Origin of the sequence: Frigidibacter sp. ROC022 (genome assembly GCF_024723735.1) — a bacterium.
Lineage (GTDB): Bacteria > Pseudomonadota > Alphaproteobacteria > Rhodobacterales > Rhodobacteraceae > SLM-1.
The window spans coordinates 878,795-897,325 of the sequence record NZ_JANQDU010000002.1 but is presented as its reverse complement, the minus strand read 5'-3'; the positions used below and the strand labels follow the sequence as shown (position 1 = coordinate 897,325).

At 67.5% G+C, this 18,531-nt stretch carries 15 protein-coding genes; 11 read left to right on the top strand and 4 right to left on the bottom strand.

What is annotated here, in order from left to right; genetic code table 11:
* Nucleotides 1-26 precede the first annotated feature (26 nt).
* The 3 genes from NUW50_RS11130 to NUW50_RS11120 form a co-directional block, all read right to left on the bottom strand.
* On the bottom strand, nucleotides 27-932 hold the full coding sequence (locus NUW50_RS11130; RefSeq protein ID WP_258289179.1) for a LysR family transcriptional regulator: 906 nt from the start codon (nucleotides 930-932) through the stop codon (nucleotides 27-29).
* 308 nt (nucleotides 933-1,240) lie between these two features.
* On the bottom strand, nucleotides 1,241-3,265 hold the full coding sequence (locus tag NUW50_RS11125) for an NADPH-dependent 2,4-dienoyl-CoA reductase (RefSeq protein WP_258289178.1): 2,025 nt from the start codon (nucleotides 3,263-3,265) through the stop codon (nucleotides 1,241-1,243).
* Between the two features lie 133 nt (nucleotides 3,266-3,398).
* Nucleotides 3,399-5,354 (bottom strand): lytic transglycosylase domain-containing protein, encoded by a 1,956-nt coding sequence (locus NUW50_RS11120; RefSeq protein ID WP_258289177.1) that lies wholly within the window; start codon nucleotides 5,352-5,354, stop codon nucleotides 3,399-3,401.
* A 127-nt stretch (nucleotides 5,355-5,481) separates the two neighbouring features.
* Between NUW50_RS11120 and dapA the strand changes: the two genes are divergently transcribed.
* Nucleotides 5,482-6,357 (top strand): 4-hydroxy-tetrahydrodipicolinate synthase, encoded by an 876-nt coding sequence (gene dapA / locus NUW50_RS11115; protein WP_258289176.1) that lies wholly within the window; start codon nucleotides 5,482-5,484, stop codon nucleotides 6,355-6,357.
* A gap of 40 nt (nucleotides 6,358-6,397) precedes the next feature.
* On the opposite strand, the gene NUW50_RS11110 is transcribed toward dapA, so the two are convergent.
* Nucleotides 6,398-7,441: a saccharopine dehydrogenase gene (locus NUW50_RS11110; RefSeq protein WP_258289175.1), complete on the bottom strand. Its 1,044-nt coding sequence runs from the start codon at nucleotides 7,439-7,441 to the stop codon at nucleotides 6,398-6,400.
* Nucleotides 7,442-7,747: 306 nt separating this feature from the next.
* Between NUW50_RS11110 and NUW50_RS11105 the strand changes: the two genes are divergently transcribed.
* From NUW50_RS11105 to NUW50_RS11060, 10 genes are all read left to right on the top strand, one after another.
* Nucleotides 7,748-9,706 carry an AMP-binding protein gene (locus NUW50_RS11105; protein WP_258289174.1) on the top strand — a complete coding sequence of 653 codons (1,959 nt, stop codon included), beginning with the start codon at nucleotides 7,748-7,750 and terminating at the stop codon, nucleotides 9,704-9,706.
* A complete protein-coding gene (locus tag NUW50_RS11100; protein WP_258289173.1) occupies nucleotides 9,703-10,518 on the top strand; it encodes an ABC transporter ATP-binding protein in 816 nt (271 codons plus the stop codon). Before NUW50_RS11105 ends, NUW50_RS11100 begins: the two co-directional genes overlap by 4 nt.
* Before the next feature lie 51 nt (nucleotides 10,519-10,569).
* Complete coding sequence (locus tag NUW50_RS11095) at nucleotides 10,570-11,556, top strand: branched-chain amino acid ABC transporter permease (protein WP_258289172.1); 987 nt, start codon at nucleotides 10,570-10,572, stop codon at nucleotides 11,554-11,556.
* A gap of 18 nt (nucleotides 11,557-11,574) precedes the next feature.
* Nucleotides 11,575-11,757, top strand: coding sequence for a hypothetical protein (locus NUW50_RS11090; RefSeq protein ID WP_258289171.1), 183 nt, complete (start codon nucleotides 11,575-11,577; stop codon nucleotides 11,755-11,757).
* Nucleotides 11,758-11,824: 67 nt separating this feature from the next.
* Nucleotides 11,825-12,070: a hypothetical protein gene (locus NUW50_RS11085; protein WP_258289170.1), complete on the top strand. Its 246-nt coding sequence runs from the start codon at nucleotides 11,825-11,827 to the stop codon at nucleotides 12,068-12,070.
* Nucleotides 12,070-13,146 (top strand): branched-chain amino acid ABC transporter permease, encoded by a 1,077-nt coding sequence (locus NUW50_RS11080; protein WP_258289169.1) that lies wholly within the window; start codon nucleotides 12,070-12,072, stop codon nucleotides 13,144-13,146. The genes NUW50_RS11085 and NUW50_RS11080 overlap by 1 nt, the downstream gene beginning before the upstream one ends.
* 40 nt (nucleotides 13,147-13,186) lie before the next feature.
* Complete coding sequence (locus NUW50_RS11075; protein ID WP_258289168.1) at nucleotides 13,187-14,479, top strand: ABC transporter substrate-binding protein; 1,293 nt, start codon at nucleotides 13,187-13,189, stop codon at nucleotides 14,477-14,479.
* Nucleotides 14,480-14,564: 85 nt separating this feature from the next.
* A complete protein-coding gene (locus tag NUW50_RS11070) occupies nucleotides 14,565-15,419 on the top strand; it encodes an ABC transporter ATP-binding protein (RefSeq protein WP_258289167.1) in 855 nt (284 codons plus the stop codon).
* 120 nt (nucleotides 15,420-15,539) lie between these two features.
* The gene (locus tag NUW50_RS11065; RefSeq protein WP_258289166.1) at nucleotides 15,540-16,754 is read left to right on the top strand and encodes a phenylacetate--CoA ligase family protein; all 1,215 of its coding nucleotides are present in this window, start codon (nucleotides 15,540-15,542) and stop codon (nucleotides 16,752-16,754) included.
* 47 nt (nucleotides 16,755-16,801) lie between these two features.
* The gene (locus NUW50_RS11060) at nucleotides 16,802-18,481 is read left to right on the top strand and encodes a peptidoglycan-binding protein (protein ID WP_258289165.1); all 1,680 of its coding nucleotides are present in this window, start codon (nucleotides 16,802-16,804) and stop codon (nucleotides 18,479-18,481) included.
* The last annotated feature ends 50 nt before the right edge of the window (nucleotides 18,482-18,531 follow it).

The window sequence follows — 18,531 nt, the reverse complement described above, 5'->3', positions numbered from 1 at the left end:
TGTCCAGTCTGGTCCGGTCGCCGGGCTTACCAGTTGTCCGGCCCTTTCTCGGCGAAAGCGCCGACCAGGAAGTCGATGAAGGCCCGCACCTTGGGTTGCGTGAAGCGGCCCGGCGGATAGACCGCATAGATGCCCTGGGTGTCGATCGGCAGGTCCGGAATCGCCTCGATCACCTGCCCCGCCTTCATCGCCTCGGCATAGAGGAACGACGGCAGATAGGCGATGCCCAGCCCGGAGATCGCGGCATTCAGCAGCGACTGCCCGTCATTGACCGTCAGCCAGCCCGCCGTGCGCACCTGGCGCTTCTCGCCCGAGGGCGCCGTCAGCTTCCAGACATTGCCGGCCGAGTTGTTCGAGTAGTGCAGCAGCTTGTGCTCGTTCAGGTCGTCGATCTTGGCGGGGTGGCCGTATTTCGCGAAATAGCTCGGAGCGCCGACCATCCGCTGGGTGGTTTCGGTCAGCTTGCGGGCGCGCAGCGTGCTGTCTTCCAGCTCGCCGATCCGGATCGCCATGTCGAAGCCTTCCGAGATCAGCTCCACATAACGGTTGTTCAGCACCATGTTGACGGTGATGTCGGGAAATTCCTGCAGGAACTCGCCCAGAACCGGGCTCAGGTGATTGACGCCGAAATCGGTCGCCACCGAAATCCGCAGCAGGCCCGAGGGTGCCGATTGCATCGACGAGACCATCGCATCGGCCTCGCCGGCATCGGTCAGCACCCGCCGGGCGCGGTCGTAATAGGCCAGGCCGATTTCCGTCGGGCTGACCCGCCGCGTGGTCCGGTTCAGAAGCCGGGCCCCAAGGCGTGCCTCGAGGGCTGACACATGCTTTGAGACGGCGGACTTGGAAATCCCCATCTTGCGCGCCGCGTCGGTGAATCCGCCTTGATCCACCACGGTGGCAAACGCTTCCATTTCTGTCAGTCGGTCCATTAACCCGCAACCTATCTTCGCTGGCCCCTCGGCGACGGTTATCGCGTCCAAATCGGGCAGGAATGCGGAACAAGACCGACAATATCGCGGTTTACTGGGGCATCGTCGCGTCAGGGGAAACGTCAGGGCGCCGGGCCCCGTGACCCGAAATCATCGAATCCGGACCCGCCCCCGTCGCGACAGGATCAAAAAAACACTTCAAGGGCAACGGGTTGCCCTGCCCCGGCCAGGTCGGACCGGCAATATTCCGCCGATCGCGACAGATGCACCCTGGCCACAATCGTTGCCATTTTCGCCGATCGTCGCCGTCACAGCCGTGCCGCCAGCCGCACGCCCTGGTCGATCGCCCGCCGCGCATCCAGCTCTGCCGCCCTCTCGGCGCCGCCGATCAGGTGATGGCCGATCCCCGCGGCCTCGAGCGCCTCGGCCAGCCCGCGTTCCGGCTCCTGTCCGGCGCAGAGCACCACCGTATCGACCGCCAGCAGTTCCGTCGCATCCGGTTTGGTCCCGATGCCCAGATGCAGCCCCTCCGGCCCGATGCGGCGATAGGTCACGCCCCCCATCATCTTCACCCCTTTCGCGGCCAGCGTTGCGCGGTGGATCCAGCCGGTCGTCTTGCCCAGCCCGCGCCCCGGCTTGCCGGGTTTGCGCTGCAGGAGCGTCACCTGCCGGGCCGGGGCCGAGGGCCGCGGCCCCTCGGGCGCCAGACCGCCCGGCGCCTGTTCCGGATCGGCCACGCCCCATTCCGCCAGCCATGCAGCCAGATCCTCGGTCGGATGTCCGGTCTCGGTCAGGAACTCGGCCACGTCGAACCCGATCCCCCCGGCGCCGATCACCGCCACCCGCGGGCCGACCTCGGCGCCATGTTTCAGGACATCGACATAGCTCAGCACATTGCCGCCATCCTGCCCGGCGATCCCCGGATCGCGCGGCCGCACCCCGGTGGCCAGGACCACCTCGTCGAAACCGCCAAGCTCCTGCACCCCGGCCGCCCGGCCCAGTTGCTGCTCCACCCCGGTCTCGTCCAGCATGGTCCGGAACCAATCGACCAGCCCGTTGAACTCTTCCTTGCCGGGAATCACCCGCGCCATGTTCAACTGCCCGCCGATCTCGGACTCGCGCTCGAACAGCGTCACGCGATGCCCGCGTCGTGCCGCGGTGATTGCCGCCGAAAGCCCCGCCGGCCCGGCCCCGACCACTGCGATCCGGCGCGCCTGCGGGGCTGGTTCCAGCAGCAGCTCGGTCTCGAAACAGGCCTGCGGGTTGACCAGGCAGGTCGCGGTCCTGCCCTGAAAGGTGTGGTCCAGGCAGGCCTGGTTGCAGGCGATGCAGGGCGCGATCCGCGCGCGCTGCCCCGCCGCGGCCTTGGCGACGAAATCCGGGTCGGCCAGGAACGGCCGCGCCATGCTGACCATGTCGGCGCAGCCCTCGGCCAGCACCGCCTCGGCCACTTCGGGCGTGTTGATCCGGTTCGAGGTGACGATCGGGATCGACACCTCTCCCATCAGCTTCTTCGTCACCCAGGCAAAGGCGCGGCGCGGCACCGAGGTGGCGATGGTCGGCACCCTGGCCTCGTGCCAGCCGATCCCGGTGTTGAGGATGCTGGCCCCCGCGGCCTCGATCGCCCGGGCCAGTTGCAGCACCTCGGCCCAGCTCTGCCCCTCGGGCACCAGGTCGATCAGCGAAATCCGGTAGATCACGATGAAATCGGCCCCGACCGCCTGCCGCACCCGGCGCACTACCTCGACCGGCAGCCGCATCCGGTTCTCGTAGCTGCCGCCCCACTCGTCCTCGCGCTTGTTGACATGGGTGACCAGGAACTGGTTCAGGAAGTAGCCTTCAGACCCCATCACCTCGACGCCGTCATAGCCCGCCTCGCGGGCCCGGGCGGCGGCGGTGGCGATGTCGGCGATCTGCTTCTCGATCCCGGCCGCGTCCAGGGCGCGCGGCACGAAGGGGGAGATCGGCGATTTCACCGCCGAGGCCGAGACGCAGTCCTTGCCATAGGCATAGCGCCCGGCATGCAGGATCTGCATCGCGATCCGCCCGCCTTCGGCATGGATCCTTTCGGTGACGCTCCGGTGATTGGCGATATCGGCGGCACCGAACAGGCCCGAGGCGCCGGGGAAGACCCCGCCTTCGCGGTTCGGCGCCATGCCGCCGGTCACCATCAGCCCCACCCCGCCGGCCGCCCGCCGCGCATAGAAGGCCGCAACCCGGTCCCAGTCGCCGGTCTCTTCCAGATTGGTGTGCATCGAGCCCATCAGCACCCGGTTGGGCAGGGTGACATGGCCCAGGTCGAGCGGTTTCAGCAGATGCGGGTAGTCGGTCATGCAGGGTCCTCCGGCCGCCAGTTCAGCAAGAACCGGCGGACAAGTCACGCGGAACCCGGCGTCGCCGGGCCTGCTTCATCTTTCAAATATCCCCGCCGGAGGCTCCTGCCGCCGCAGCCCGCGCCGGCGGCGGCTATTTCGCCTCCAGCGCCGCCGACAGCGCGATCGGCTCGACCTTGCCATGCAGCCGGGCGCGGTAGACCGGGATCGATTCGGTGACCCGCATGACATAGTTGCGGGTCTCGTCGAAGGGGATCGACTCGATCCAGTCGATCGCATCGACCTCGGGCAGGCGCGGGTCGCCGTAGTCGACGATCCAGCGCCGCGGCCGGCTGGGCCCGGCATTGTAGGCAGCGGCGACCAGCATCCAGTTCGATCCGAATTCCTCGACCAGCTTGGCCAGATAGGCGCTGCCCAGGGTGGCGTTGTAATCGGGATCGGTGGTCAGCCGCTCCAGCTCGTAGTCCAGTCCCAGGGTGCCGGCCATCTCCTTGGCGGTGCCCGGCATCAACTGCATCAGCCCGCGCGCCCCGGCCGGGCTGACGACGGTGGGATTGAACTCGCTCTCGCGCCGGGCGATCGACAGCGCAAGTTCGGTCGGCACCGGCAGCTCGGCCTCGGCCAGATCGGACAGCGGATAATAGGGCCGGTTCAGCACGATGCCCCGAGCGGCGGCGAACTTGGCCAGGCTCAGCGCAATATGCGGCTCGTCCAGGTCCAGCGCCATGTCCGCCATCTGGCCGATCTCGGTCGCGTCGAGACTTTCGCAGAGATGCCGCATGAAGCGCTCGGCCAGATCCTGTTCGCCCGCCTTCAGCAGCAGCAGCGCCGCCTGCATGACCGAGGAGTCCAGGAAGTCCGCCTTGTGCCAGTCGGGATAGGTCTCGGTCCCCAGCAGCGCCGGGTCCATCGGCAGCCCGGCCTTCTCGGCCGCCAGCAGCCCGTAGAACGAGGTCTGGAACTCGGCCCCGAACTCGTAGGCCGCCTGGGCATCGACCGGGGCGCCCATCGCCTCCAGCGCCCGGCCCTCCCAATAGCCGGCCCGGCCCAGCGAGATCGGGGTATCGACCGCCATCCGGAACCGGGTGAAATGGTCCAGCGCCAGCGCCGGGTCCTTCAGGAACCGCAGCGCCAGATAGCCCGACAGCCATTCCAGATCGGGATAGTCCCGGTCATCCGGAAGCAGGAAATGCCGGCTCGCGACGCGATAGGCCTCGGCGCCCTTGCCAGCCCGCATCAGGTCGCGGGCGATCACCCTCCGGTCGCGGGACCAGCGCTCGGGATAGCCAAGCGCCCGGGCCGAGGTCGAACGTTCCTCCATCATCGCCAGCGCATCGGCGTCGCGGCCCTTGCGCTTGCGCCAGCGATAGCGCTCATAGGCCAGCCCGGCATCACCGGCGAGTTCCGCGGGCACCTTGGCGATCAGCGCATCGACCCCGTCGGCGCCGTCATGCAGGGCCATCCGCGCCGCCGCCAGCGCCTTCCAGCCGTCCGGGACCCGCGCCATCGCCCGTTCCGCTTCGGCCTTCCAGCCCTGCCACAGTACCATGTCCAGCCGGGCGACATGATGCGCCGCCAGCAGCCGGGGGAACTGGCGCAACAGCTCCGCTTCCTGATCCGCGTCCAGCGACATGCTGCGCCAGGCCAGCACCGCCAGCGCCTCGGCATCGCCGGTCTGGCCCAACGCCTGATAGGCCCGAATCGCGGCGATCACCCCCTTGCCGGTCTGCGGTGGCTCCAGCTCGTAATAGGCCACCACCGCCGCCGGATCGGCGCCCTCGGTGGTCTTTTCGCCAAACCTCATTAGATAGGGCAGGCCGGGCCAGTCGCCGCGCCGGGCCAGAAAGTCGCGATAGTCGGCAAAACTGCCCTTCCCGGCCCGCAGCCGGTGCCATTCGATGATGTCCCGCGCGACCGATCCCTCGGGCCCCGCCGTCTCCAGCGCCTCGTCGTAATCGCCCTGCCGCATGAGCTGCATTGCCTCTGCCAGCTGCTCGGGCGTATCGGCACGGGCCAGCCGCCCGAGTGCCAGCAGCATCAGGACAATGAAGAACAACCGGAACAGTTTCGGTGCGCGGAAGGATCTCATCCGGCTACCCTAGCGCGGCCCCTGTCGCCCGCAACTCACGAACTTGGCAATGCCGCGACGAAGGGCTAGGGTCCGCCGACTTTTGACGGGGGGCCGATCGGCCCCGAACAGCCAAGGAGAGCGTGTCATGTTGAGGGGATCAATGCCTGCCCTGGTCACGCCGTTCAAGGACGGCGCGGTGGATTTCGATGCGCTGAAACGGCTGGTCGACTGGCAGATTGCCGAAGGCTCCAGCGGGCTGGTGCCGGTCGGAACGACCGGGGAAAGCCCGACGCTCAGCCACGAGGAGCATGACGCGGTGGTCGCCGCGGTGGTCGAATACGCCGCGGGCCGGGTGCCGGTGGTGGCCGGGGCCGGCTCGAACAGCACGGCCGAATCGATCCGCCTGGCCCAGCATGCCGAAGCCTCGGGCGCCAATGCGGTGCTGGTGGTAACACCCTATTACAACAAGCCAACCCAGGCCGGGCTGATCGCCCATTTCACCGCAGTCCATGACGCCTGCGGCCTGCCGATCATCATCTACAACATCCCGCCGCGCTCGGTGATCGACATGACTCCGGCGACGATGGCCGAACTGGCGAAACTGCCGCGGATCGTCGGCGTCAAGGACGCCACCGCCAAGCTCGACCGGGTCAGCCAGCAGCGCGCCGCCTGCGGCCCCGATTTCATCCAGCTGTCGGGCGAGGATGCCACCGCGCTGGCCTTCAACGCCAATGGCGGGGTCGGCTGCATCTCGGTCACTGCCAATGTCGCGCCGCGGCTCTGCGCCGAGATGCAGGCCGCCACGCTGGCCGGCGATTTCAAGACCGCCCTGGGCATCCAGGACCGGCTGATGCCGCTGCACGAGGCGATCTTCCTGGAACCCGGCCTCTGCGGCGCCAAGGCCGGGCTGGCGATGCTGGGTCGCTGTTCGGACGAGGTGCGGTTGCCGCTTCTGGGCGTCAGCGACCAGACCCGGCAGGCCATCCGCGCCGCCATGGTCCACGCCGGGCTGCTGAACTGAGCCCGCGGCGGGCGGCGACCAGCGCCGCCGCCCCGCCCGATCAGAGATGCTTGCGAAACGTCGCCTCGGCACGGGTCCAGACGGTCTCGTCCGGCGCGTCCAGCACCAGCAGCGAAGGCAGCAGCTGGGCCGCGAAATCCTGCGAGCTTTCGGCCGGCAGCATCGACGGCAGATTGTCGATCGCCATCACGTCCAGCACCGGCGACTCGGCCACCCGCAGCACCGGTTCTTCCCAGGTGGTGGAGCGGTCATAGACCTTGACCGGCGAGAAATCGGACGTCGGATCGCAGGCAATATCGCCGATCACCCGAAGCGCGCGCGGCGCGTTCACCGCCTCGGCCGGAACGAAGACCGGGCAACCGGGCCGCGCCAGGATGCAGTTGAAGAACAGCTCGTGCTCCAGAACCTCGGGGAACGGCCCGCCGCCGGCGGTCTCGGCCATGTCCCAGCCGGTCACCGGCACCCCGACCCGGCCGCAGAAATCCGTTGCCCCGGTGCCGACCCGCCCCAGGGCGCCGATCACCAGCGCCCGCGGGTTCGGGGCGAGCCCCTCCATCTCCGCCTTGACCGCAGCCACCATCGCCTCGGCCGAGGCATAGGCGCCCACCGGGCCGCAGCGCCCACCCCGTGCCTGCGCCGCCCAGTCCAGCAGCGTCACCGCGGCGCCGGCAAACCCGGCCCAATAACCGAAGGCCGCCACCCGGCGACCGGTCTCGTCGACCAGATATTCGAGGTCCAGCAAGGTGCCGCCCCCGGCCCGGAACCGCTCCAGCAGCACCCGGCCCGCCGGCTGTCCCTTGAAGGCATGGCCGAACATGATGTGCCGGTGCCGCAAGGGGGAACCGTCCTCGGGCAGTTCCTTCAGCCCCAGCACAAAGGCCCCTGCCGGCGCTTCCGGCCAGCTGCCCTCGGGCGCCACGGCGCAACCCGCATCGCGATAGGCGGCCAGCGGCAGGGCGCGCTGGCGGCTCTCCTCGACCGTCACCGCGATCCCGGCGGCCAGCAGCTGCGCCGCCCCCTCCGGGGTCAGCGGCGCCCGCGCCTCGTTCTCGCGGCTCTCGGTGCGCATCCAGATATGGGTCATCGTCCGGCCTCCGTTTGCGCCGCTTTAGGTCGGAATGCGGGGCAATGGAAGACCCGCGCGGGCCAGGGCCGCAACCCTGTCGGCGCCGATCCCGACGAATGGAAACCGCGGCATGGAGGCGCTTTGTGGCAGTTTAGCGCAAACAGCTCCGCAGCCTGCCCCCGCGTTCGGGTAGCTTACTGTTTACAAACGAAAGCCAACCGGCAATGGTCATATTACCGAGGGCGCAGGCCCGAGGGGCCGGGATCCGTGCAAAGCGGGCGAAGGCCGCCGGATACTTCCGGCACATGGGAGGAGAACCGGATGATGGCGGAGCATGACCCGCAATCGATTCCGGCATTGCTGGAACGCAATGCCCGGCGCTATGGCGCCAATGCCGCCTATCGCGAAAAGGAGTTCGGCGTCTGGCAGACCTGGACCTGGCTGGCAACCGCCGAGGAAGTCCGAAGCCTGGCCCTGGGACTTCTGGCGCTCGGGATCAACCGCGGCGACTATGTCGCGATCATCGGCCGCAACCGCCCGGCGCTGTACTGGTCGATGGTCGCCACGCAGAAGGTCGGCGCGATTCCGGTGCCGCTCTACCAGGACGCCGTGGCCGACGAGATGGCCTATGTGCTGGACCACTGCGGCGCCCGTTTCGTCATCGCCGGCGATCAGGAGCAGGTCGACAAGGTGCTGGAAGTCGGCGACCGCGCCAAGTCGGTCGAGCATATCCTCTATCTCGACCCGCGCGGCCTGCGCAAATACGACCATTCCCACCTGCATGCCCTGGCCGATGTCGCCGCCGAGGGTCGCGCCGCGCATGAACGGCTGGAACCCGAGCTGAAGGCCCGCGAGGCCGAAGTCACCTACGATTCCACCTGCGTGATGCTCTATACCTCGGGCACCACCGGACGGCCGAAAGGCGTGGTGCTGTCGAACCGCAACATCATCGAGACCTCGAAGAACTCCAGCGAGTTCGATCGCCTGCGCGCCGGGGACGAGGTGCTGGCCTATCTGCCGATGGCCTGGGTCGGGGATTTCATCTTCTCGATCGGGCAGGCCTACTGGACCGGCTTCTGCGTCAATTGCCCGGAAAGCGAAAGCACCGTGCAGACCTGCCTGCGCGAGATCGGGCCGACCTATTACTTCGCCCCGCCGCGGGTCTTCGAACAGCTTCTGACCGACGTCACGATCCGGATGGAGGACGCCAGCCGGCTGAAGCGCTGGCTCTTCGCCCGGGCGATGAAACTGGCCCGCCGGGTCGGCCCGCGGCTGCTGGACGGGCAGAGCGTCGGCGCCTGGGACCGGTTCCGCTACTGGCTGAACGGGCGGCTGATCTACGGGCCGCTGAAGGACGCGCTCGGCCTTGGCCGAATCCGGGTCGGCTATACGGCGGGCGAGGCGATCGGGCCGGAGATATTCGAATTCTACCGCTCGCTGGGGATCAACCTCAAACAGCTCTACGGCCAGACCGAAGCCTCGGTCTTCATCACCCAGCAGCCGGACGGCCAGGTGCGCTCGGATACCGTCGGCATCGCCTCGCCGGGGGTGGAACTGAAAGTCGCCGAGTCGGGCGAGGTCTTCTATCGCTCGCCGGGAGTCTTCGTCGAATACTACAAGAACCCGGAAAGCACCGCCGGAACCAAGGATGACGAAGGCTGGGTCGCCACCGGCGATGCCGGTTTCATCGAGGAAGACACCGGCCATCTCAGGATCATCGACCGTGCCAAGGACGTGGGCAAGCTGGCCGATGGCCGCCTGTTCGCGCCGAAATACGTCGAGAACAAGCTGAAGTTCTATCCCAACATCCTGGAGGCCGTGGTCTTCGGCGCCGACCGGCCCGACTGCACCGCCTTCATCAACATCGACCTGCAGGCGGTCGGCAACTGGGCCGAACGCTCGAACCTGGCCTATGCCAGCTATCAGGAACTGGCCGGCAACCCCCGCGTCTATGCGATGATCTCCGAACATGTCGCCGAGGTGAACCGGACCCTGGCCGACGACCCGATCCTGTCGGGCTGCCAGGTGCATCGCTTCCTGATCCTGCACAAGGAGCTGGATGCCGACGATGGCGAACTGACCCGCACCCGCAAGGTCCGGCGAAGGATCATCGAGGAGAAATACGCCGACCTGCTGACCGCGCTCTATGACGGGTCCGAGAGCATCTATACCGAAACCGAAGTGACCTACGAGGACGGCCGCAAGGGCAAGATCAGCGCAACGCTGAAGATCGCCCGGGCCGAAGTCGCCGCGCCCACGGCACAGAAGGTGGCGGCGGAATGAATGACACTGCGGTGACGACCACGCCGGACGGCCGCACCATCGGTGGCGTGCTGATGGAGATGAAGCACATCACCCTGCGCTTCGGCGGGGTCGAGGCGATCAAGGACATCTCCTTCGACATCCGCGAGGGCGAAATCCGGGCGATCATCGGCCCGAACGGCGCCGGCAAGTCGTCGATGCTCAACATCATCTCGGGCTTCTATGTCCCGCAGGAAGGCGAGGTCTGGTTTCGCGGGGTCAAACGCCCGCCGATGAAGCCCTTCCAGGTCGCCAAGCTGGGCATCGCCCGGACCTTCCAGAACATCGCCCTGTTCGACGGCATGTCGGTGCTCGACAACGTGATGACCGGGCGGCTGACGCATATGTCCTCGGGCCTGTTCGGCCAAGCGCTCTGGTGGGGCCATGCCCAGGCCGAAGAGGTCGAGAACCGCGCCAAGGTCGAACGGATCATCGACTTTCTCGAAATCCAGAACATCCGCAAGACCCCGGTGGCGCGGCTGCCCTACGGGCTGAAGAAGCGCGTCGAACTGGCCCGCGCGCTGGCGGCGGAACCCAGCCTGCTGCTGCTCGACGAACCCATGGCCGGGATGAATGTCGAGGAGAAGGAGGACATGAGCCGCTTCATCCTCGACGTGAACGACGAATTCGGCACCACCATCGCGCTGATCGAGCACGACATGGGCGTGGTGATGGACATCTCGGACCGGGTGGTGGTGATGGACTACGGCAAGAAGATCGGCGACGGCACGCCGGACGAGGTGCGCGCCAACCAGGACGTGATCGACGCCTATCTGGGGGTGGCCCATGACTGAGCACCGCCAGGCCTTCCGTCCCGCCCCGCAGCCCGTCCGGAGGGACAACTGATGCCCGACACGCTTCTCTTCGCCATAGAAGTCACCCTGAACGGGCTGATGGCCGGGGTGCTCTATGCGCTGGTAGCGCTCGGTTTCGTGCTGATCTTCAAGGCGTCCGGGGTATTCAACTATGCCCAGGGGGTCATGGCGCTGTTCGCGGCGCTGACGCTGGTCGGGATCATGGAGGGCCAGGTTCCCTTCGGCCATCTGCTGAACGTCATCTTCGGCACCGAGCTGACGACCTTCGGCTGGACCCTGCCCTCGGTCGTCGGGATCCTGCTGACCATGGGCGTCATGGTGGTGCTGGCGATCCTGATCGAGAAGCTGATCCTCAAGCATCTGGTCAACCAGCCCGACATCATCCTGTTCATGGCGACCATCGGCCTGGCCTATTTCATGGAAGGCTTCGGCGACCTGATGTGGGGCTCGGACATCAAGAAGCTCGATGTCGGCCTGCCACAGGGGATCTCGGACGTGATCGACACGACGACCTTCGGCTGGTTCGGCTATGGGTTCTTCATCGACAAGCTCGACATCACCGCCACCGTCGTGGCGGCGCTGCTGGTCACCGTGCTGGTGCTGTTCTCGCAATACACCAAGCAGGGCCGGGCCATGCGGGCGGTGGCCGACGACCACCAGGCGGCGCTCTCGGTCGGCATCTCGCTGCGCTTCATCTGGGTGCTGGTCTGGTCGATCGCCGGTTTCGTGGCGCTGGTCGCGGGCATCATGTGGGGCGCCAAGTCCGGGGTCCAGTTCTCCCTGTCGCTGATCGCGCTGAAGGCGCTGCCGGTGCTGATGCTGGGCGGCTTCACCTCGATCCCCGGCGCCATCGTCGGCGGGCTGATCATCGGCGTCGGCGAGAAACTGTTCGAATTCTTCATCGGCCCGATGGTCGGCGGCGCAACCGAAAACTGGTTCGCCTATGTGCTGGCACTGCTGTTCCTGGTCTTCCGGCCGCAGGGCCTGTTCGGCGAACGGATCATCGAGAGAGTGTGACGACGAAAGGAACTAGAGATGCGCAAACTTGTCGCCCTGATCTGCGTGGTGGCCTGGGCCGGGTTCTGGGCCTTCGGCTATCTGGCGCTGTCCGCCGGGGTTTCCGACAACCGGCAGGCGGTCATTGCCGGGCTGCTGGCCGCGGCAGGCTTCATCAGCGGCAGCTTCGCCTACATGAAACTGGCCAGGGGCGACCTGTGATGTCCCGGCGCATGACCAGACCGCAGCGCCCCGGCCCCGCCACGGCATGCGGCATCGGAGACGGATCATGATCTTCATCGGACGCCTTCTGGGACTGGTGCTGTTCCTGGCCGGAATCGCGGTCATCGCCTGGCCCTTCGCCAATCTGGACCCGGCCAGCCCGGCCTTCCGGGACATGCTGGGCAGCGACGAGCTGCGCCAGGCGGTGGATTTCGTGTTGCTGCATGGCGAGACCATGCTGATCGCCGGCATCGCCCTGGGCGTCGGGGTCATGCTGCTGCTTCTGGCGCAGCTGGTGAAGGAAAACACCTGATGCTCTACCGCGAGGCCGGCGACTTCAAGACGACCTATGTCGAGGACGGCCAGACCTTCCCGCTGAAGCTGGACCGGATCGGCTACTGGGCGCTGCTGGTCGTGGCCTTCGGGGTGGTGCCCTTCATCGTCAACGACTACTGGGCCAATGCGGCGCTGGTGCCGTTCCTGATCTATGCCATCGCGGCCCTGGGTCTGAACATCCTGACCGGCTACTGCGGCCAGGTCAGCCTGGGCACCGGCGGCTTCATGGCCGTGGGCGCCTATGCCAGCTACAAGCTGCTGACCGCGATGCCCTGGCTGCCGTTGCCCATCGCGGTGATCCTGGCCGGGCTGGTGACGGCGGCGGTCGGCGTTCTCTTCGGCCTGCCCTCGCTGCGGATCAAGGGCTTCTACCTGGCGGTGGCGACCCTGGCGGCACAGTTCTTCCTGGTCTGGCTGTTCAACAAGATGCCCTGGTTCTACAACTATTCCGCCTCCGGTCAGATCACGGTTCCGGAACGCTCGGTCTTCGGCATCATCGTCTCGGGGCCCCTGACCTCGGCTCCGGCGAAATACCTCACCTGCCTGAGCTTCCTGCTGGTCCTGGGCTGGCTGGCCCGCAACCTGACGCGCGGCGCCTCGGGGCGCAAATGGATGGCGATCCGCGACATGGACATCGCCGCCGAGATCATCGGGGTGAACCCGCTGGCCGCAAAGCTGACCGCCTTTGCCGTCTCGTCCTTCTTCGTCGGGGTCGCCGGGGCGCTGTTCTTCTCGGTCTATCTCGGCGCGGTCGAGGTCGGCGAGGCCTTCGGCATCAACAAGAGCTTCCTGGTCCTCTTCATGATCATCATCGGTGGGCTCGGCTCGATCTTCGGCTCGCTGGCCGGCGCGGCCTTCATGGTCCTGCTGCCGGTGTTCCTGAAGAACGTGCTGGTGCTCCACCTCGGCTGGCCCACCGATGTCGCGACTCACCTGGAAGTCATGATCGTCGGGGCGATGATCATCATGTTCCTGATCCTGGAACCGCACGGAATTGCCGCCCTGTGGCGGGTCACGAAGGAGAAACTGAGACTCTGGCCGTTCCCGCACTAGACGGGCGGCCACCGACGACGACCACTTAGGGAGGAAAACAATGAAGAAGCTGAAACTTGCAACACTGGCGCTGGTCGGCGCCCTGGCTGCCGGACCGGCCCTGGCCGACCTGGTATTCCCGTCGCTCAGTTATCGCACCGGGCCCTATGCGCCGAACGGCATCCCCTTCGCAGATGGCTATGCCGACTATTTCACCCTCATCAACGAGCGGGACGGCGGCATCGGCGGAATCAAGATCGCGATGCCCGAATGCGAAACCGGCTACAACACCGAGAAGGGCGTCGAGTGCTATGAATCGACCAAGGATGTCGGAACCGGCGCGCTGCTCTATCAACCGCTGTCCACCGGCATCACCTATCAGTTGATCCCCAAGGCCAGCGCCGACGGCATCCCGGTCCACTCGATGGGCTACGGCCGCACCTCGGCCTCGAACGGCAAGGTCTTCGAATGGATCTTCAACTACCCGACCAACTACTGGAACGGGGCCTCGATCGCGATCAAGTACATTCTCGATCAGGAAGGCGGCGACATCAGCGACAAGAAGATCGCGCTGATCTATCACAACTCGGCCTATGGCAAGGAACCGATCCGCACGCTCGAGGAACTGTCCAAGAAACACGGCTTCGAGTTCCTGCAGATCCCGGTCGATCCGCCGGGCCAGGAGCAAAAGAGCCAGTGGCTGCAGATCCGCCAGCAGAAGCCCGACTATGTGCTGATGTGGGGCTGGGGCGTGCAGAACCAGGTCGCGATCCAGGAGGCCGCCAACATCCGCTTCCCGATGGATCATTTCATCGGCATCTGGTGGTCGGGGTCCGAGAACGACACCCTTCCGGTCGGTGACGGCGCCGATGGCTACAAGGCGCTGAACATGAACCTGCCGGGCAAGGACCTTCCGATCTACGACGACCTGAAGACCTATGTCTATGACAAGGGTCTGGCGGCCGGCGCCGGCGATCAGGGCGGTACGGTGCTCTACAACCGCGGCATGTATGCGGCGATCCTGGCGGTGGAAGCGGCCAAGAAGGCGCAGGAAATCCACGGCGTGGCGCAGATCACCGCGGCGATGATGCGCGACGGCATGGAGGCGCTGGAGATCACCGATGCCGACATGGAGGCGCTCGGGGTGCCGGGCTTCGGTCCCGAGTTCTCGGTCTCCTGCGCCAACCACGGCGGCGGCGGCCAGGCGATCGTCCAGCAATGGGACGCCGCCAGCAAGACCTGGAACGTCCTGACCGATTTCATCGCGCCGGACACCGAGGTGATCCAGCCGCTGATCGACGCCGACAGCGCGGCCTATGCCGCCGAGGCCGGCATCGAAGAGCGCTGCAACTGACCATGACAGGGCGGCCCCCGCGACGGGGCCGCCCGCATTCTGCCCGAAGGCGCCACGATGGCGCCGGACGAGCAAGGAGACCAGGGTGACCCAGAGCCAGACCGCCCCCGATCCCGCCACGACCGGCCCAGCCGGGGCCGAGACCCTGCTCGAGGTCCAGAATATCGAGGTGATCTACAACCACGTCATTCTGGTGCTCAAGGGCGTCAGCCTGAAAGTCGCCAGGGGCGGCATCACCGCGCTTCTGGGCGGCAACGGCGCCGGCAAGACGACGACGCTGAAGGCAATCTCGAACCTTCTGCGCTCGGAACGCGGCGAGGTCACCAAGGGCTCGATCCTCTATCGCGACCGCGAGGTGAAGGACCTGAACCCGACCGCGATGGTGAAGCTGGGCGTGATCCTGGTGATGGAGGGACGGCATTGCTTCGGCCATCTGACGGTCGAGGAAAACCTGCTGACCGGCGCCTATACGCGGCGCGACGGCAAGGCCGCCATCGCCGCCGATCTCGAGATGGTCTACAGTTATTTCCCGCGCCTGAAGCTGCGCCGCAAGAGCCAGGCCGGCTACACCTCGGGCGGCGAGCAGCAGATGGTGGCGATCGGCCGGGCGCTGATGTCCCGGCCCGAGACGATCCTGCTGGACGAGCCGTCGATGGGCCTCGCGCCGCAGCTGGTCGAAGAGATTTTCGGCATCGTGAAGGGGCTGAACGAGAACGAGGGCGTGTCCTTCCTTCTGGCCGAGCAGAACACCAACGTGGCGCTGCGCTTTGCCCATCACGGCTACATTCTTGAAAGCGGAAGGGTGGTGATGGACGGCCCCGCCGCCGCGCTGCGCGAGAATGCCGACGTGAAGGAATTCTACCTCGGCATGTCGGACGAGGGCCGCAAGTCGTTCCGCGACGTGCGCAGCTACCGGCGCCGCAAACGCTGGCTGGCCTAGGACGCCGCCCGGTGGCGCTGCGCGCCCCTGCTCCGCGCCGGGGTCCGCCGCCCCGCCCCTCGACCTCGACCCCCGCGCCGACTATCTCTGAACAAGCACACCGGGACAGGAGAGACCGCCATGGGCTTCGACAGCCTGGAAACCCGCAGCCCCGAGCAACGCGCCGAAGACCTCGCCCGCGCCCTGCCGGCGCAGATCGCCCGGGCCCGCGCCCTGCCCGGCTATGCCGAAAGCCTCGCCGGGATCGACCCCGCGGCCATCCGCTCTGCCGCCGATCTCGCGGCGCTGCCGGTGCTGCGCAAGAGCGACCTCGTCGCGGCCCAACGCCGCGCCCCGCCGCTCGGCGGCTATGCGCCCGCCGGCGCCGCACAGTATTTCCAGTCTCCCGGCCCGATCTACGAACCCGGCGGCACCGGCCCCGACTGGTGGCGCCTCGGCCGGTTCCTGCATGCCTGCGGCATCGGCCCCGACGACATCGTGCAGAACTGCTTTTCCTACCACCTGACCCCGGCCGGGATGATCTTCGAGAATGGCGCCCGGGCGGTCGGCGCCGCGGTCGTCCCCGCCGGCACCGGCCAGACCGAACTCCAGGCCCGCGCCGCGCATGACCTGGGCGTCACCGCCTATGCCGGAACCCCGGATTTCCTGAAGGTGATCCTCGACAAGGCCGACGAGCTGGGCCTGCCGCTGAAGATCACCCGCGCCGCGGTCGGCGGCGGCGCCCTGTTCCCGGCGATGCGGGCCGAATACGCGGATCGCGGCATCGCCTGCCTGCAATGCTATGCTACCGCCGACCTCGGCAACATCGCCTATGAAAGCCCGGCCATGGAGGGGATGATCGTCGATGAGGGCGTGATCGTCGAAATCGTCCGCCCCGGCACCGGCGACCCGCTGCCCGAGGGCGAGGTGGGCGAGGTCGTGGTGACGACGCTGAACCCGGACTACCCGCTGATCCGCTTCGCCACCGGCGACCTCTCGGCGGTGCTGCCGGGGATCAGCCCCTGCGGCCGGACCAACATGCGGATCAAGGGCTGGATGGGCCGCGCCGACCAGACCACCAAGATCAAGGGCATGTTCGTGCGCCCCGAACAGGTGGCGGATTTTCTCCGACGCCACCCCGAGCTGCGCCGTGCCCGGGTGATTGCGATGCGCGAAGGCGCTATGGATGTCATGCTGGTCCAGGTCGAAGCCGGCAGCGACGCGCAGGATCCGGCGGTCTATGCCGCCAGCGCCGCGGATGTGTTGAAACTGAAGGGTTCGGTCGAGATTGTCCCGGTGGGAACCCTGCCGAATGACGGCAAGGTGATCGAGGATCGCCGCAGCTACGAGACCTGACAGGGCCCTCGGGCAGACTGCGACCCAGAAAGGGAAGGATGGCGCCGATGCGTATGATTCTGAAGGTTCTCGTGCTGGCGGGGATGGGCCTGACCGGACTGGCGGCGCAGGCCGGGGACGTGGCGCTGATCCTGGCCAACGGCAAGTATCGCAACCTCGACCCGGTCAAGAGCGCCACCGATGCCGCGGATGCCGCCGCCACGCTGCGCGACGCCGGTTTCCAGGTGATCTCGGTGACCGATGCCGACTCGCAGGCCATGGCCGTTGCCGTCTCGCGTTTCGCGATCGCCGCGCGTGACGCCGACCGGCTGATCGTGGTGCTGAACGGCAGCTTCGTGCACAGCGGCTGGGACAGCTGGCTGCTGCCCACCGACACGCCCGAGGCGCTGGCGCTGACCGCCCTGCCGCGCAGCGCCCTGTCCCTGCGCACGCTCTATCCGATCCTTGCCGACCATCCCGGCCGGGTGGCGCTGGCGGTCGGCGACGACGGGCGCAGCGGCCCGGCCGCGCCCTTCCTGACCTATGGCGCCCGGCTCGGCGATCTGCCGCAGGGCGTCACCAGCTTCACCGGCACCGCCGCCGCGATCTCGTGGTTCGCCACCACGGCCCTGTCGCGCAAGGGCATCAACCTGACCGATGCCGCGGCAAGGCTGAAAGGCGTCGAGGCCGGCGGCTACCTGCCCGGCAACTTCGTGCTGCTCGGCGCCGCGACGCCCGGCCCGGTGACCGATCCGGTGCCGCTGCCCGATCCCGATCCGCAGACCGAGGCGGTGTTCTGGGACGCCACCCGTAATGCCGACACCCTGGCCGCCTACGAGGCCTATCTGCGCCGCTACCCGGCCGGCCCCCATGCCGCCGATGCCAAGCGGCTGGCAAACGAAATCCGCACCGAACCGAACCGCCCGGCGCGCCTGGCCGAAGAGGCCCTCGGGCTGAGCCGCGACCAGCGCCGCGAGATCCAGCGGGCGCTGTCGATCCTCGGCCATGACCCGCGCGGCATCGACGGCATCTTCGGCGGCGGCAGCCGCGCCGCGATCACCGAATGGCAGACCGTCAACGGCTTCGACCGCACCGGCTATCTGACCCGCGACCAGATCGCCACCCTGTCCCGCCAGGCCGAGGTCCGCGCAGCCGAACTCGAAGCCGAGGCCGAGAAACGGCGGCTGGAGCAGGAACGCCAGGACCGTGCCTACTGGGCCGCCACCGGCGAGGTCGGCGACGAGGCCGGGCTGCGCTCCTATCTCGACAAGTATCCCGACGGAATCTACGGCGCCCTGGCCCGCGAACGGCTGAAGGCCATCGAAGAGGCCAACCGGGCCCGCGCCGCCGCCCAGGAGCGCGGCGTGTGGGATCAGGCCCGCGCCGCCAACACGGTTCCGGCCTATCGCGATTATCTGGACCGCTATCCGCAGGGCAGCTTCGCCGAAGAGGCGCAGGCGCGGATTCGCGAACTGACCCAGGATGCCGAGGGCGAGGCCGACCGCGCCAGGGCCCAGGCCACCGAGGATGCGCTGAACCTGAACGCCGCCACCAGGCTGCTGATCGAGCGGCGCCTCGCCGAGCTCAAGCTCGACCCCGGCCGGATCGACGGCAATTTCGACGAGGACACCCGCCGCGCCCTGCGCCGCTATCAGGACGCCCGGGGCCTGCCGCCGACCGGCTACATGACCGAGGCCACCGTGGTCCGGCTTCTGGCCGACAGTTTCGGCGCCGTGATCGGACGCTGAGGCGGGCGGCCGGCGGCGAGCTCCGGGTCGGGGCGGCGCGTGCCCGCACG